General features: G+C 66.0%; 10 protein-coding genes and 1 tRNA gene. 8 read left to right on the top strand and 3 right to left on the bottom strand.

Annotated features, from left to right (window positions below; all coding sequences use genetic code 11):
• Together C0J29_RS21255 and C0J29_RS21250 are read left to right on the top strand one after the other, a co-directional pair.
• Positions 1 to 1035, top strand: a complete 1035-nt coding sequence (locus C0J29_RS21255; RefSeq protein ID WP_242460506.1) for a saccharopine dehydrogenase NADP-binding domain-containing protein — start codon at positions 1 to 3, stop codon at positions 1033 to 1035.
• The gene (locus C0J29_RS21250) at positions 1032 to 2123 is read left to right on the top strand and encodes a Gfo/Idh/MocA family oxidoreductase (protein ID WP_242460505.1); all 1092 of its coding nucleotides are present in this window, start codon (positions 1032 to 1034) and stop codon (positions 2121 to 2123) included. Before C0J29_RS21255 ends, C0J29_RS21250 begins: the two co-directional genes overlap by 4 nt.
• Here the strand turns inward: C0J29_RS21250 and C0J29_RS21245 are convergent.
• On the bottom strand, positions 2058 to 4388 hold the full coding sequence (locus C0J29_RS21245) for an ABC transporter permease (protein WP_120793472.1): 2331 nt from the start codon (positions 4386 to 4388) through the stop codon (positions 2058 to 2060). The genes C0J29_RS21250 and C0J29_RS21245 overlap by 66 nt on opposite strands.
• Complete coding sequence (locus C0J29_RS21240; protein ID WP_120793471.1) at positions 4385 to 5149, bottom strand: ABC transporter ATP-binding protein; 765 nt, start codon at positions 5147 to 5149, stop codon at positions 4385 to 4387. Before C0J29_RS21240 ends, C0J29_RS21245 begins: the two co-directional genes overlap by 4 nt.
• A 221-nt stretch (positions 5150 to 5370) precedes the next feature.
• Between C0J29_RS21240 and C0J29_RS21235 the strand changes: the two genes are divergently transcribed.
• The 5 genes from C0J29_RS21235 to C0J29_RS21215 all read left to right on the top strand — a co-directional run bounded on the left by C0J29_RS21235 (position 5371) and on the right by C0J29_RS21215 (position 13180).
• Positions 5371 to 6840 carry a biotin carboxylase gene (locus C0J29_RS21235; RefSeq protein ID WP_120793470.1) on the top strand — a complete coding sequence of 490 codons (1470 nt, stop codon included), beginning with the start codon at positions 5371 to 5373 and terminating at the stop codon, positions 6838 to 6840.
• The gene (locus C0J29_RS21230) at positions 6837 to 8006 is read left to right on the top strand and encodes a serine hydrolase domain-containing protein (RefSeq protein WP_120793469.1); all 1170 of its coding nucleotides are present in this window, start codon (positions 6837 to 6839) and stop codon (positions 8004 to 8006) included. The genes C0J29_RS21235 and C0J29_RS21230 overlap by 4 nt, the downstream gene beginning before the upstream one ends.
• Positions 8007 to 8455: 449 nt before the next feature.
• On the top strand, positions 8456 to 9211 hold the full coding sequence (locus C0J29_RS21225) for a hypothetical protein (RefSeq protein ID WP_120793468.1): 756 nt from the start codon (positions 8456 to 8458) through the stop codon (positions 9209 to 9211).
• A complete protein-coding gene (locus C0J29_RS21220; RefSeq protein WP_120793467.1) occupies positions 9208 to 11337 on the top strand; it encodes an Rv1355c family protein in 2130 nt (709 codons plus the stop codon). The genes C0J29_RS21225 and C0J29_RS21220 overlap by 4 nt, the downstream gene beginning before the upstream one ends.
• 19 nt (positions 11338 to 11356) lie before the next feature.
• Positions 11357 to 13180 carry a putative bifunctional diguanylate cyclase/phosphodiesterase gene (locus tag C0J29_RS21215; RefSeq protein WP_065045108.1) on the top strand — a complete coding sequence of 608 codons (1824 nt, stop codon included), beginning with the start codon at positions 11357 to 11359 and terminating at the stop codon, positions 13178 to 13180.
• A gap of 193 nt (positions 13181 to 13373) precedes the next feature.
• Here the strand turns inward: C0J29_RS21215 and C0J29_RS21210 are convergent.
• Positions 13374 to 13447 (bottom strand) — tRNA-Arg (locus C0J29_RS21210).
• Between the two features lie 187 nt (positions 13448 to 13634).
• Here C0J29_RS21210 and lipQ point away from each other — a divergent pair.
• Positions 13635 to 14894: an esterase LipQ gene (lipQ, locus tag C0J29_RS21205; protein ID WP_065045109.1), complete on the top strand. Its 1260-nt coding sequence runs from the start codon at positions 13635 to 13637 to the stop codon at positions 14892 to 14894.
• Positions 14895 to 14911 lie beyond the last annotated feature (17 nt).

Below are 14911 nucleotides of genomic sequence, written 5' to 3'. Positions count from 1 at the left end.
TTGGGCGCCACTGGGGCGGTCGGGAGGAGCTGCCTCGACGTTCTGATGGAAGCCGAGGATGTCTCGGCAGTACTGGCCGGTCGCGACGAGGCGAGGCTGCGCGAAGTGGCTGCCGCCGCCCACGGAGACATCAGCACCGCGCGCCTCGACCTGATCGATGGCGCCGCGGTGACGGGCTGCGACATCGTCATCAACTGCGCCGGGCCCTCACATCAGCTCAGCGCGTCAGTCGCCGGGACCGCCATCGAAGCCGGGGTGCCCTACGTCGACCCCGGCGGGGACCAGGCGCTGCTGAACAGCCTGATCGCCACCAGTCCCGCCGTTCCGGTGGTACTGCAGGCGGGTGTTCAGCCCGGCCTCTCCGGACTGCTGCTGCGTGAGTTGGCCCGCGACCTGACCGACCAGGCTCTCACCGTGTGGTGTGGCGGACTGCAGAAGCTGACGCCGGCCTCGGTGCTCGAATACCTCGCGAGCCTTCGCGATCGGAGCAGCCACCCCGGTGCCGAGTTGCGCGGCGGGAGGATTCAACGCGTCCAGCACGCCGACCGCTCGATGCCCCCGGCCCCCTACTTTCCCGACTCGGTCACGGTGCATCCACACCTGGATGCCGAAACCCTCTCGGCAGCTGCGTATCTCGGCATCGAAAATGTCGTATGGATGAATGTGTTCGACGGCGCGCACACCACCCGGGCGATGCAGGCACTGGCGCTCGACGGAACGAGCGGCGCCGACCTGAGCGCAGTGCTGGCAGCTGCCAGACTCGATATGTTCGGACGCCGAACGTACTTCGCGATCGTCGGCGTTGCCGGCAAGAGAACGGTGGCATTCAGCTGTCCGGACAGCTATCGCGTTACCGGGGCGACGACGGCTTACGCCGCCCGGCTCGTTGCGGGGATGCCGGCGGGCGTGCTGCCCTTCTGGCGCGTCGACGAGCCGCGGCGCGTGCTGGATTTCGTGACCGGAGTAGTGCCCGAAGCCGCGGTGACGTACGCCGATGATGCGGTGCCGCCCTTGATAGAGGAAGGAGCGCTGTGACTGCGTCCAGGCGTCCGCGCGCGATCGTCGTCGGAGCGACGTTTGGCGCGGTGTACGCCGAGGCGCTGGCGGCCGCCGATTCACCGGTGGAGCTGGTTGGGCTGGCCTCCACGGGATCGGCGGCCTCGGCGGCACTTGCCGATCATCTCGGCGTCGCGCTCTACCCGGACCTGGACGGCCTGCCGCGCGTGGATGTCGCGTTCGTGGTGGTGCGCTCGGGGGTGGTGGGGGGAGACGGCGCCCAGATCGCCGAGCGGTTGCTCATGCGCGGTATCCACGTGATGCAGGAGCAGCCCGTACATGCGGATGAGATTTTGTCGCTATTGCGCACGGCGAAAGCGAATTCCGCCTGTTACGCCGTCAACGACTTTTACAGCCGTATAGCGCCGGTCCGTCAATTCATTGCCGCCGCAAAAGGTCTCGACAAACGTGCGCGTGTCCGTTACGTGCACGCGCGGTCCTCGATCCATGTCGTCTACCCGTTGTTCGCCATCCTGAGTCACATCGTCGGACCGCTCACGCCGGCGCGAATCGTGGTGCCGAGGGAACGGGGATCCGGCCCGTTCGCCGCGGGCCGCCTGGTGCTCGGTGACGTGACGGTCGACCTACTGGTGCAGAACGAGCTGTGTCCCAGCGACCCCGACAATCACGCGCGATTGCTGCACGCGATCACCATCGGATCCGACGCCGGCGAACTCGTCCTGACCCATACGCACGGGTCGACCCGGTGGCATCCTCGCCCTCGCGCCGAAGCCGCGGAGGCAGACTGGCCGATCTCCGAGTTGGTCGGTGTCGATTTCGAACCGACCACCGCGATTGTGCGAAATGTGCTGTGGCCACAAGCCGTTCGGCTGGCGGCCGCAGACTTCATCGAGTCGATCCGTAGTTCGGCGCCACTGGTCAACCAGAGGTTCATTCGGGCGACCCGACTCTGGTGGGAGTTCACCTCGGCGTTGGGTCCCGTGGATTTGATCGAAGACCAAGCGGTGGAGCATGTCTCGGCGGCGGATTTGCTTGGCCCGTCACAGGGCGCGTTCCCGCACGATCCGTGCGAGATCGAGGCGGTGAATCCGTTGCACCATCGGTAATTGAGCCATCGCCGCCGCGCCCAACATGGCGAACGCCACCACCATCGGTGTCGTCGCGTGCATCTCCAGCCGCAGCGGGTAGCCGAGGCTGTGGTAGGTGGACAGCAGCCGATCGGCAAGTAGCACCCCACCCACCAGGCCGAACGGCAGTCCGATCAACGCCACGGCGACGTTCTCAGCGGCGATCAAGCGGGACAGCATCCCGGCGCCCATCCCCTCGGCGTGCACTGCGCCGAGCTCGCCAAGTCGCTCGGATACGTTGGCAGACATCGCGTTATACAACAGCGCGGCGGCCATGACGGCAGCGAATACCAGCATGATGCCGACCAGGGTGTCATAGAGGCCGAACGCCTGCCGCATGGTCGCGGCGAGCGCCGTCGCCGAACGGTAGGCGACCACTCCCGGCAAGGCGGCTATCCGGTCACCCGCCGCCCGTGCGTCGGATCCCGCGCGCAACGTGATCAGAACGCCATTGACTGGCAGTGAAGCCGTTTGCGCTGCAAGCTTATTCAGCGAAATATAGACGACAGGCGAGAAAGGTTCGTCGACGAACCCGGCTACCCGCTCGGTGAGTCGCACTCCCGACTGCGGGACCACCACGTCGATGCGGTCGCCCAGCGACACAGCCAACAGCTCGCGCAGGCCCACGCCGAGCAGAACGCCGTCGTCCGACAACTCGTGTGAGCCCGATTCCGCTGGAAAAGAATGCATTGTGCTCTGCGGCGCCAGGCCGATCAACAAAGTCTGGTAGCGGTGCGTCCCGGCCGAAACGGACGCGCCGTAGGCACTGTACGGCTCCGCCGCGGTGACGTCGCGGTCTCTGCGCAGCTTCTCGGTGACGGTGTCGGCCGAGCCGGACACCACGAGCTCGCCGTCTTGCTTCGCGATCTGCCCGAATTGACGGTCCACCATGCCGGGCAGGGTGTCGCGCATGCCGGCGAACACCATTACCAGAATCACGGACACCGCCACGCCTGTCACCGTGAACACCGTCCGGCGCCGATTGCGCAGCAGCGACCGCAGTACCATCCGCCACCTGGTCGGGACGCGCCCGGGCCAAATCGGGCGCCCGGCCCTGCGGCGACGGTCCTGGGGCGGGCCCACCCGCATCGCCGCAGCGGGTTGCATTCTCGCGGCGGTATTGGCCGGTGCCACAGCGGCCGACAGAGCGACAACGGTGACGGCGACGGCTGCCAGCAAGTAGGTGAGGGGATGAATCGAGGTCAGGTGCATCGGCAGCGCGATGGCCGCGGTGTATTTCGCCGTAATCCACTGTCCCAGCAGGTAGCCGCCGAACAGCCCCGGAGGAATTCCCACTGCCGCACAGGCGAGCCCGTATCCCAGGTAGTGCCTTCGTACAGCGGGCGGCGAGAGCCCGTTGGCTATCAGGGTTCCGATTACGGCGCGTTGCGCGGTGACGATCCGCGAGAGCAGCACGTAGGTGCCCAGTACGACGGCGGCAAGGAACAGCCACGGCAGAATTCCGGCGAGACTGCCGAACTGCATGACGTCGTCCCGCAGGGTGTGGAATGACGGTTGCTGCTCACGGGGAAGAAACTGCAACCCGTTGTCTTGCGCCAGCGTTCCGACGGCCGCGGTCAGCGACTCGGCCATCGAGCGGTCGCGCGCGTACACGGCGAGTTGCTCCACCGACCGCGGCAGGACACGCAGCAGTTCATCGTCGCGCAGGAAGACGACACCGAAGTCCTCGGGGGTGGTCAGGACCTCCTGCGGAGAGCGCGCCGGCCACAGGTATTCGGTCGACAGAGCAGTGCCTGCGATCGTAAAAGGTTGCCAGCCTTGCCGTCCCAGTACCTCCAGCACGTCACCGGGGGCCAGGTGATAGTGGTCGGCGAGGTGCTGCTCGATAACCACCTGTCCGGCGCCCGGCAACGTCCCGCTGTGCATGTCGAGCAATGACACGTTCGGCTGCCCGGAGGCGGGTATACCGACGGCGCGTCCGTACACCGCGTGGCCGTTGAGTCGGATGCCGACGTCGGCCTGGTGCCGAACATCGACGAGCGGACTGCCTGCCATCTCGGCGACGGCAGCATGCAATCCGGCCGCGCCGGGTCCGGACACGATTGCGTCCGGCAACCGCTGACTGGTGTATGAGCGCTCGAACGATTGATCCAGGTTCTGGTAACCGTCCGTGGCAGCGACGAAGACCGCGACGCCGATGGCCATGATCGTCGCGATCGCGCCGAAGCGCCATCGCGCCCGCCATACGTCACGGCGCAACTTGCGCCGCAGCGTGCGGCTCACCAGTCCAATTCCGATGCATCCACCGGATTTTCGATCGACTCGCTCCTGCTGATGGCACCCGCATGCAGCCACAGCACTCGATCCGCCATCCGCGATATCTCGGTGTTGTGGGTCACGACGATCACGGTTTGCCCACCGTGACGAGCGAGGTCACTCAGGGCCCCCAGGACTTGACGGCCGGTTGCCAGATCCAGGCTTCCGGTCGGTTCGTCGCAGAGCAGCAACGGCGGCTGTTTGACGATGGCTCGGGCGATCGCGACCCGCTGTTGCTGGCCCCCGGAGAGTTGCGCAGGAAACCGATCTGCGATGTCGCCGACTCCCACGCGTGTCAACGCGGCAGCACTGCGCGATCGTGCATCTGCTCCCGTCAGTTCGGCAAGCAGTTCGACGTTCTCGCGAGCTGTCAATGTGGGCACCAAGTTGAAGAATTGGAAGACGAAACCGACCTGCTCAAGCCGATAACGCGTCCGAAGTTTGCGGCTGAGCGCTCCGATATCACGGCCACCGATTTCGATGGTGCCTTGCGATGGTTGATCGATGCCGCCAATGATGTTGAGCAGGCTGGTCTTTCCCGATCCGGACGGGCCGAGCAGCACCACGAATTCGCCTGCCCGGATCTCCAGGTCGACGGCATCCAACGCAATGACCCGGGTCTGCCCCGAACCGTAGGTCTTGCCGACTCCGGTCAATCGCACCAGCGGTAGGCCGATTGACAGGCTCGGCTCCGAGTCCGCGTCCCCGTCGTCCGGTTGTGCGCTCATGCCCTCACTATTTCATCTCCGTCCCGGCCCACCGGGGCAGTCCGTCCCGCGCCCCGTTCGTTCCGCTCGCCGTTTGTTGTAGCCAGGTGAACGATCCCAGTGGTGGCTGTTCTCGAGTCCGAGGTTGCGGCACCCACATGCCCACGTGGCCGTCGGCGGGTCCACACTTATGCAATGAACGTCACTGATTTCACCGCCACAGCCCCCGCTCAGGAGGCGTGATGGCGCCCGCCGGCCCCGATCCGCGTCGCCCACTCAACGGTCTCTCGGACGTCCGCGCGTTCTTTCACAACAACACCGTGCCGCTGTACTTCATCTCGCCCACGCCGTTCAACCTGCTGGGCGTCGACCGCTGGATACGAAACTTCTTCTATCTCACGTACTACGACGCTTTTGAGGGCACACATTCGCGCGTGTTCGTGCCCCGGCGACGAGACCGCCGCGACTTCGACTCCATGGACGAGGTGTGCAGCCACCTGCTGTCCGATCCCGAGACGCTCGACTTCATCGGGGGTAAAGGCCCGGGCGGCAAGTGCTGCTTCGTGATGATGAATGAGGAAATCCAGGCGAAGGCGCGGGCGGCGGGCTTGCAGGTCATGCATCCGCCGATCGAGCTGCGCGAGCGGCTCGGCTCCAAGATCGTCATGACGCGGCTGGCCAACGACGCGGGTATCCCGAGCGTCCCCAACACGATCGGACGGGCCGGCTCCTACGACGAATTGCTGACGCTCGCGCAGGAAGCTGAGTTGGGCGATGACCTCGTCATCTCCATCGCGTACGGCAACGCCGGCAGTGGGACGTTCTTCGTGCACGGTCAGCGCGATTGGGACCAGCACGCCGGTGACCTGGTCGGGCAGGAACTGAAAGTCATGAAGCGCATCCGCAATGTCGAGGTGTGCCTCGAGGGTGCGGTGACCCGCCACGGCACCGTGGTCGGCCCGGCGATGACGAGTCTGGTCGGCTATTCGGAGCTGACGCCCAGCCGGGGCAGCTGGTGTGGCAATGACATCTGGCACGAGGTGTTGCCGCCGGCCCAAACCCGCGCCGCGCGAGAAATGGTGACAAAGCTCGGCGACGTCATGCGCCGCGAGGGTTACCTCGGCTACTTCGAAGTGGACCTGCTGCATGACCTCGACTCCGACCAGCTCTACCTCGGCGAGGTGAATCCGCGCCTGTCCGGCGCCAGCCCGATGACGAATCTGACCACCGAGGCTTACGCCGACATGCCGCTGTTCCTCTTTCATCTGCTCGAGTACATGGACGTCGAGTACGAGCTCGACATCGACGAGATCAATGCGCGGTGGGAGCGGGGCTATGGCGAAGACGAAGTCTGGGGCCAGGTGATCATCACGGAGACCTCGCCGGAAATCGAGATCTTCACCGCGACGCCGCGGACCGGCGTATGGCGTATCGACGACGACGGTCGCGTCTCCTTCGCGCGGACCGCGAACGACTGGGCCACCCTGCTCGACGGCTCCGAGGCGTTTTACATGCGGGTCGCGGCGCCCGGCGATTTGCGTTCCGAGGGTGCTCAACTCGGCGTGCTCGTCACTCGTGGACACCTGCAGACCGACGACTATCGGCTGAGCGAGCGCTGCCAGCGCTGGGTCAAAGGTATGAAGGCGAAGTTCACCTCCACGCCTCTGACGCCCGCCGCGCCGATCGTCTCGCGGCTCGTCGCACGAGCGTGAGCGCCCCGGTCGGCATCTCCCTGGACAACTGGCTGGCGCCGCCCTACGCGAAGTGGTCATTCCAGCACGTCGAGGACTACGTGCCGACCGCGGTCATCTCGCGGGGGAGCGGGCCGGTCGCTGAGCTGCCCACGGTCGGCGCTCCGTTGGCGGACATCCCCGTGTCCAGCGTCGGCGGAGTGGCCAGCACCGTCGGCGCGGTGATGACCGCCACCGCGACCGACGGGTGGGCTGTCGCGCACCGCGGGTCCATCGTGACCGAGGAGTATCTCGACGGCATGCGGGCGCCGACCCGGCACCTGCTGTTTTCGGTCAGCAAATCGCTGGTGGCCGCCGTCGTCGGCGCGCTGCACGACGCCGGTGCTATCGAGCTTGCTGCGCCGGTCACGAAATTCGTTCCGGCCCTGGCGGATTCGGGTTACGCCGGGGCGACGGTGCGCCAGCTGCTGGACATGAGGTCCGGTATCGCGTTCTCCGAGAACTACGACGACCCGGCCGCGGAGATTCATCGCCTCGACCAGGCGATGGGATGGGCGCCCCGAAGCAGTCCCGACGCCCCCGCCACGCTGCACGACTTTCTGCTGACCTTGCGACGCAAATCACCGCACGGCGGACCCTTCGAATACCGCTCGTGCGAAACCGATGTGCTCGGCTGGATCTGCGAGGTCGCCGGCGCCCGGCGCATGCCTGAGCTGATGTCGGAACTGCTGTGGAGCCGCATCGGCGCCGGGCGTGACGCCACCATCGGCATCGACGCGGTCGGCACCGGACTGTTCGACGGGGGCATCAACGCCTGTCTGATCGACATGATCCGGTTCGGGTCACTGTTCCTGCGCGACGGCGTCTCATTGACCGGTCACCAGGTCGTACCGACGGCGTGGATCGCCGACACGCTGCAGGGCGGTCCGGACTCGAGGCGGGCGTTCGCCGCGAATCCCGACAACAACGAGATGCCCGGTGGCATGTACCGCAACCAGATGTGGTTCCCCTATCCGGGCAGCAACGTCGTGTTGTGCCTGGGCATGTGCGGTCAGATGATCTACGTGGACCGGTCGGCAGAGATGGTCGCCGCCAAGCTGTCCACCCAGGCGCACTCGCACGAGCCCCACATGCTGGACACCCTGCGCGCCTTCGACGCGGTAGCGCGCGAACTGCACTGCGGGTAATCGGCTGCACCGCAACACGATCAGTGCCTGGGAAATCAGCGCGCCGGCTCGGCGGTGATAACGAACCGACGGTCACGGTAGGGGCGGCATACAATCCGATGCGACCCGGACCCATGGTCACGACATTCCCGCTGTGGCCTATTGAACTCAAAGCAGGGCCATGAAAAAGCGCTATAAGGGACAAACTCCGGCGGCTCGACGCCTTTTTCCAATATCCCGCGGTACGCCGGCTGTGACTACCTGATGAGGTCCGGTTCCCGCGGCCGGAAAGTCCACGCCGAGTTTTCCGCCCGGTTATTTTTAAATCTCTCGGGTGTGCAAGAGGGGTCCGAACAGGGGATCCTCTGAGGGTCGCAGGGCCCACACTGCGAGACGCAGTTGAATTCCGGGTAAACCAGCTACAGCGCCGGAAATTCAAACTGCCCTCGCAGTCGACAGATTGGAGAATAATGACCACCGCCGCATGTGATTCCTTCGCGCCGCCGAAGTCGCCGTTTGTGGGAAATCTGAGTTTGCCGCTGCCCGATGGGAATTGCAGACTTGTCGTATCGAATCCCGCGCTCGACCCTACTTTGTGGACCGAGTATCTCGATGGTGCAGTTCGGAGCTACACCGAACACGGGGTGGAACGTACTTTGAATATCGACGCAGTGCGGGATGGCGTGGATACCCGGCTGTTTTACGCAGCGGTGGACAGTCAGGGTGCTGTCGTCGGGGGTGCCCGTGTTGTGGGCCCACTGTGGTCAGCCGATGATTCGCATGCTGTGATCGAATGGGAGGGCAGTCCCGGAGCGGTCGCGGTTCGAAAGATGATCGACGATCGGGTGCCGTTCGGGGTTGTCGAAGTGAAAACGGCGTGGGCCGACAGCGCTTCGCGCCACCGAGGTGCCATCGCGGCAGCCCTGGCACGCACGGCATTGCCGAGCATGGCGCTGCTGGGGGTCCAGTTCGTGATGGCAACGGCTGCCGCCCACGTGTTGGACCGCTGGCGGGCATCGGGAGGAGTTGTGGCGGCGACGATCCCCGCGGTGGCCTATCCCGACGAGCGCTACCGAACCAAGATGATGTGGTGGGACCGCGGCACCCTTGCCAACCATGCTGACCCTAAACAACTTTCGAGAATGTACAAGGAGACCGGCGAGCTGATGAGGGACGCTGAGGCGTTGAGCGCAAACACCATGACGAGCGCGGGCGCCGGCCGGTGACAAACGCCCCCGACGGCGAGAACTTCACCGCGCTGGTGCTGTGCGACGACGATCCCGATGATCGCCGCGCACTGGAACGGCTCCGGTCAGATCAGGACATCCATTGGATCGACCGGTTCGAAGAGCAGCTCGACACCGCACGGCGCTCGTTGCCGCCGCCGGATCCGGATCTGCTGAGCGAAGCCAAACGGTGGGTGCATTACCCCTGGCGCCGCACGGTCGCTGCCATCCTCGGGCCCCGGGCCTTTCGTGCCGTACGCCTGGACCGCAACCGACACCTCATCACCGCGCAGGAACAAAGCATGCTGAACGGCCTGCGGGTCGGTGTCGTCGGCGTCAGCGCCGGGCACGCGATTGCCTACACGCTGGCAGCCGAAGGCGCTTGTGGCACACTACGACTAGCCGATTTCGATGAGCTGGAGCTGTCAAATCTCAACCGGGTGCCTGCGACTGTCCTCGACATCGGCCTCAACAAGGCGATTGTCGCGGCCCGGCGGATCGCCGAGTTGGACCCATACCTCAAAGTCGAGGTCGTCGCGTCGGGGCTTTCGCCGCAGTCCGTCGAGGATTTCCTCGACGGGCTCGATGTCGTTATCGAGGAATGTGACTCGCTGGATATGAAAGTGCTGTTGCGGCAAACGGCGCGGGCCCGTGGCGTCCCGGTGCTGATGGCGACCACCGACCGCGGCCTGATAGACGTCGAGCGCTACGACATCGATCCCGGGCGAGCGATCCTGCACGGTCTGCTGGGCGATTTCGACGCGGACCGGCTGAGCGGGCTGACGACCCGGGAAAAAGTACCTTACATCCTCAATATTCTTGACAGTCAACAGCTTTCGTCGCGTGGCGCGGCTTCGCTGGTCGAGGTCGGCCAGACGCTGTCGGGTTGGCCTCAGCTGGCCGGCGACATCTGGGTAGGTGCGGCGACGGTGACGAGCGCCGTGCGCCGAATCGGCCTCGGGGAACCCCTCGATTCCGGCCGGGTACGGGTGGATGTCAATGCCGCGCTGGACCGCCTCGCCGAGCCCGCAACGACCAACGGCAAGCCGGTGACAACGCAATCGGCGCAAACCATTGCGCCCGAGGCGCGACAACAGGTCAGCGCGGCCGTAGCCGAGGCGGCGATGTGCGCGCCCTCCGGCGGCAATGCGCAGCCCTGGCATGTTGTAGCCGAGCCGGATTCGCTCACCGTGCGACTGGTGCCGGAACGCACGTCCATGATGGACATCGCCTTCCGGGGAAGTGCCGTGGCGCTCGGTGCGGCGATGTTCAACGCCCGGATCGCGGCAGCGGCTCAGCAGGTTCTGGGGCCCGTCGAATTCGACGCGACCCAGCCCGGCTCACCGTTGCAGGCGAGACTACAGTTCGGCCGCGGCGAGGACGAGAGTCTCGCGGCCCTCTATCAGCCCATGCTGCTGCGAGCTACCAACCGTTACTGCGGCACGCCGACTCCGATCGACTCCGCGACCGTGGCGTTGCTCGAAGACGTCGCGGCAAACGAAGGCGCGCGGCTACAGTTGTTGGTGTCACGTGACGAGATCGACCGGGCAGCAGCGATTTTGGCCGCCGCGGATCGCGTTCGCTATCTGACCCCCAGGCTGCACGAAGAGATGATCTCCGAACTCCGTTGGCCCGGGGATCCCTCGCCGGAGACAGGCATCGACGTCGCGAGCCTGGAGTTGGAGCCCAGCGAGATGCGCGTTCTCGAGTTGGTGAGCCGCGCCGATGTCATTGCGCGCCTGGCGCAATGGGACGCCGGCGCGGCGCTCGGCACCAACATGTCCGAACGCGTCGCATCGAGTTCGGCGCTCGCCATCATCTACGTGAAGGGCGCCGAACTGATCGATTTCGCCCGTGGCGGTTCGGCGATGCAGGCAGTGTGGATTGCCGCCCAGCAAGGCGGGCTGGCCGTGCAACCGGTGTCGCCGGTCTTCCTCTACGGCTGTGCGAAAGAGGACCTGCAGAAGGCGTCACCACACTTCGCCGCGGAGCTGTACCGACTGCAGCATGAGCTGCGCGCCCTGGCCAATCCCGGGGAAGACGAACACGAAGTCCTCGTGTTCAGACTGTTTCACGCCCCGCCGCCATCGGTGCGCAGCCGCCGGCGCCGGCTCGGAATCGACTGAGAGCCAAGAACTTCGAGAAATGCACGACGACGCCGCACCGTACCGGCTTGACCAGATAGTCACCGCCGTTGCCAATCAACTCATAGCCGCCGACGCCAGCACGGCGGTCGACGTCAGCCGGCGGGTACTGGGTTACCTGGTGGAGCAGCTGGGCGTGGACGTCAGCTTCCTCCGCTACAACGACCACGACATCGATGCGACGAAGCTGGTGGCCGAGTGGCCGCCCCGGCACGACATCCCCGACCCCGATCCACTCGCGGTGATCTATTTCGCTGACGCGGACCCGGTCTTCGCGATGTGCAAACACGCCAAGGAGCCTTTGGTCGTGCGGCCCGAGCCGGCGTCCGACGACTATCAGCGGCGCATCCAGGAAGGCCGCCATATCATGGCCACCTCGCTGGCCGCCGTCCCGCTGATCTCTGCGGAGGTCACCACCGGGACGCTGGGGTTCGTCAAGTACGGCGACCGGGAGTGGCACGAGGCCGAGCTCAACGCGCTGATGGCCATCGCCAGCCTGTTTGCTCAAGTCCAGGCCCGGGTGGCCGCCGAAACGCAGCTCCGCCACCTCGCCGACCACGACGATCTGACCGGCCTGCACAATCGCCGGGCACTGTTGCGGCATCTGGACCAACGGCTGGCTGCCGGGCAGAGCGGCCCGGTGGCGGCGCTGTTCCTCGACCTCGATCGCCTCAAGACCATCAACGACTATCTGGGTCACGCCGCCGGTGACCAGTTCATCCAGGTGTTCGCGCAGCGACTCCGCACCGCGTGCTTGAGTGACAGCTTGATCGCGCGACTCGGTGGCGACGAATTCGTCATCGTGCCGCCCTCCCCGATGAGCGCCGACGCCGCCGTGCGCTTCGCCGAACGCCTCAGCGACCAGTTCAAGGAACACGTTTCCATCGGGGGTGAGGTGCTCACCCGCACGGTCAGCATCGGCACTGCCTGCGCGACGCCCGGAATCGACACTCCGTCGAACCTCATCCGCCGGGCCGATCAGGCCGTCCTGGCGGCCAAGCATGCCGGCGGTGACGGCGTCGCGGCCTTCACCGCGGATATGTCCCAGCGAAGCGAACTGCGCAACGACATCGAGCTTCACCTCCGCAGTGGCATCGAGTCCGACGCGCTGCGCCTGGTCTACCTACCCGAGGTCGACCTGCGGACCCGCTCGATCATCGGAGTCGAGGCCCTGGTCCGGTGGCAACACCCGACGCGCGGGCTGCTGCCACCCGATTCGTTCATCCCGGTCGCCGAATCGGTCAATCTCGCAGGCGAATTGGACAGGTGGGTGTTGCGTTCGGCGTGCAAAGAATTCGCGGACTGGCGCGCTGCCGGCCTGGGCCGGGATCTGGTGTTGCGAATCAACGTCTCGCCCGGTCAGCTGGTGACCGGCGGATTTGTGGATTTCGTCGCGGAGACGATCAGCCGGCACGGTATCGGCGCGTCCTCGGTCTGTCTGGAGATCACCGAGAACGTGATCGTCCAGGACCTGCAGACCGCCCGCGCCACCCTCGCGGGCCTCAAAGACATCGGAGTCCGCATCGCGATCGACGACTTCGGAACCGGCTACAGCGCGATGTCGCTGCTGCAGACGTTGCCGATCGACACCCTCAAGATCGACAGAGGGTTCGTGCGGCGGCTGGGAACCGACACCAGTGACCTGGTCATCGTGCGCGGGATCATGGTTCTCGCCCACGGCTTCAAACTCAACGTGGTCGCCGAAGGCATCGAAACCGAGGCGGCCGCGCAGGTGCTGATCGATCATCAGTGCTACCGCGGCCAGGGGTTCCTGTATTCGCCACCGGTGACCGGGGCCGCCATGCGCGACATGCTCGCCGGATAGCCGCGGCAAGCGGCGCAACGCGCCGCCGCCACCTCCGTGTTTGACACACGTCGAATCGGGTATTCGCGGGGCCCCCGGCCTAGGAGGAAACGGTGAAACGCAGCGGCCCGCGACTAGCTGCTGACGGCGCGATCGAACCGCAAACGCCACAGCAGTCACCCTGGTCACTCAGGGTGACAGACGCCCCGGTCGGCGCCCCCGGCACGACTCGAACGTGCGACCTAGGGATTAGAAGGCCCTTGCTCTATCCACCTGAGCTACGGAGGCAATGCGCAGGTCAGTCTATCGAAAGCCGAAAAATCAAGGGGCGCAGGCGACACAACGCGCCCGAAAAGAGTTTGAGTAAGCCAGAAATCGGTTATGGTGTGAGCCTCGACACACGTACAACACCGGCCGGTCATCGGCCGTTAACCGCAACGAGGCGTGTGCCTGACGTCGAGGGGTGTGCTTAGCAATGTGTATTGCAAGTGTGACTGCGCGGTGCTCGCAAGCGGGTGCCGAGGCGTTGCGCCAGGGCGCGCAGCTCGCGGCCGATGCCCGGGGTATATCCCGGGCGGGTGCGGTGCTGCTGCGTGGTTCGCCTTTCGCCGTTGGCTGGATCGCCGGGTGGCTGGCCACCGAGTTCCCGCCGCACGTGCTGACCGGGCATGCCTTGTCCCGGGTCGCGCCGCCGTCGATCAACCGGGTCGGCACCACGTGGGCCGCCCAGCGCGCGGACCACGCGCTCACCGCTGCCCTCGAGACGTCGTTCGGGTCTGATTTCCGTGATCAGGTGTTCCACCCGACCACGAACCCGGCGCTGAGCGTGCGCCGCGGAATTCTGCCCAAGCCCAAGCCCGGCCCGCACCGCCGCTACGCGGCGAAGACGTCGGACATCTCCTACGGGCCGGGTGGCACCGAGCACCTGCTCGACATCTGGCGCCGTCCCGACCTGGCCCCCGGCCACCGGGCCCCGGTGTTGATCCAGGTTCCGGGCGGGGCGTGGAGCGTCAACGGCAAGCGTCCGCAGGCCTACACCCTGATGAGCCGGATGGTCGAGCTCGGCTGGATCTGCGTCTCGATCAACTACAGCAAGAGCCCCCGCGCGAAGTTTCCCGCGCACATCATCGACGTGAAGCGCGCGATCGCCTGGGTTCGGGAGAACATCGGCGACTACGGCGGCGACTCCGACTTCATCGCCATCACCGGTGGGTCAGCGGGCGGGCACCTGGCCTCGCTGGCGGCCCTCACGCCCAATGACCCGACGTTCCAGCCCGGGTTCGAACGTGCCGACACCACGGTGCAGGCGGCGGCTCCGTACTACGGGGTCTACGACTTCACCGACTTCGAGAACATGCACGAGATGATGATGCCGTTCCTCGAGCACTTCGTCATGAAGACCCGGTTCGCCGACGAGCCGGACCGCTTCACCGCGGCTTCGCCGATTTCCTATGTGCACCGCGACGCACCGCCGTTCTTCCTGCTGCACGGCGACCGGGATCAGCTGGCACCCATCGGCCAGGCCCGCGCGTTCTGTGCGGCACTGCAGGGAGCCGGGGCCCCGACGGTGGCGTACGCCGAACTCGCCAACGCGCATCACGCCTTCGACATCACCCCGACGGTGCGGTCCCGACTGGCCGCCGACGCCGTCTCCGACTTCCTGGGTGTCGTCTACGGCCGGCGGGAGAGCGCGCTCATGGGCTCGTTCGCGCTGTCCGCCTCACCCGCCAGCTGAGTCGCCGCCGCGCGGGC

This window comes from Mycobacterium paragordonae (genome assembly GCF_003614435.1).
Classification (GTDB): Bacteria; Actinomycetota; Actinomycetes; order Mycobacteriales; family Mycobacteriaceae; genus Mycobacterium; species Mycobacterium paragordonae.
This window is presented reverse-complemented; position numbering and strand designations above follow the sequence as displayed.

Coding starts and splice junctions, on each gene's coding strand:
- C0J29_RS21240 (WP_120793471.1), bottom strand. CDS start 5,149: ATGAGCGCACAACCGGACGACGGGGACGCGGACTCGGAGCCGAGCCTG.
- C0J29_RS21235 (WP_120793470.1), top strand. CDS start 5,371: ATGGCGCCCGCCGGCCCCGATCCGCGTCGCCCACTCAACGGTCTCTCG.
- C0J29_RS21225 (WP_120793468.1), top strand. CDS start 8,456: ATGACCACCGCCGCATGTGATTCCTTCGCGCCGCCGAAGTCGCCGTTT.
- C0J29_RS21215 (WP_065045108.1), top strand. CDS start 11,357: ATGCACGACGACGCCGCACCGTACCGGCTTGACCAGATAGTCACCGCC.
- lipQ (WP_065045109.1), top strand. CDS start 13,635: ATGTGTATTGCAAGTGTGACTGCGCGGTGCTCGCAAGCGGGTGCCGAG.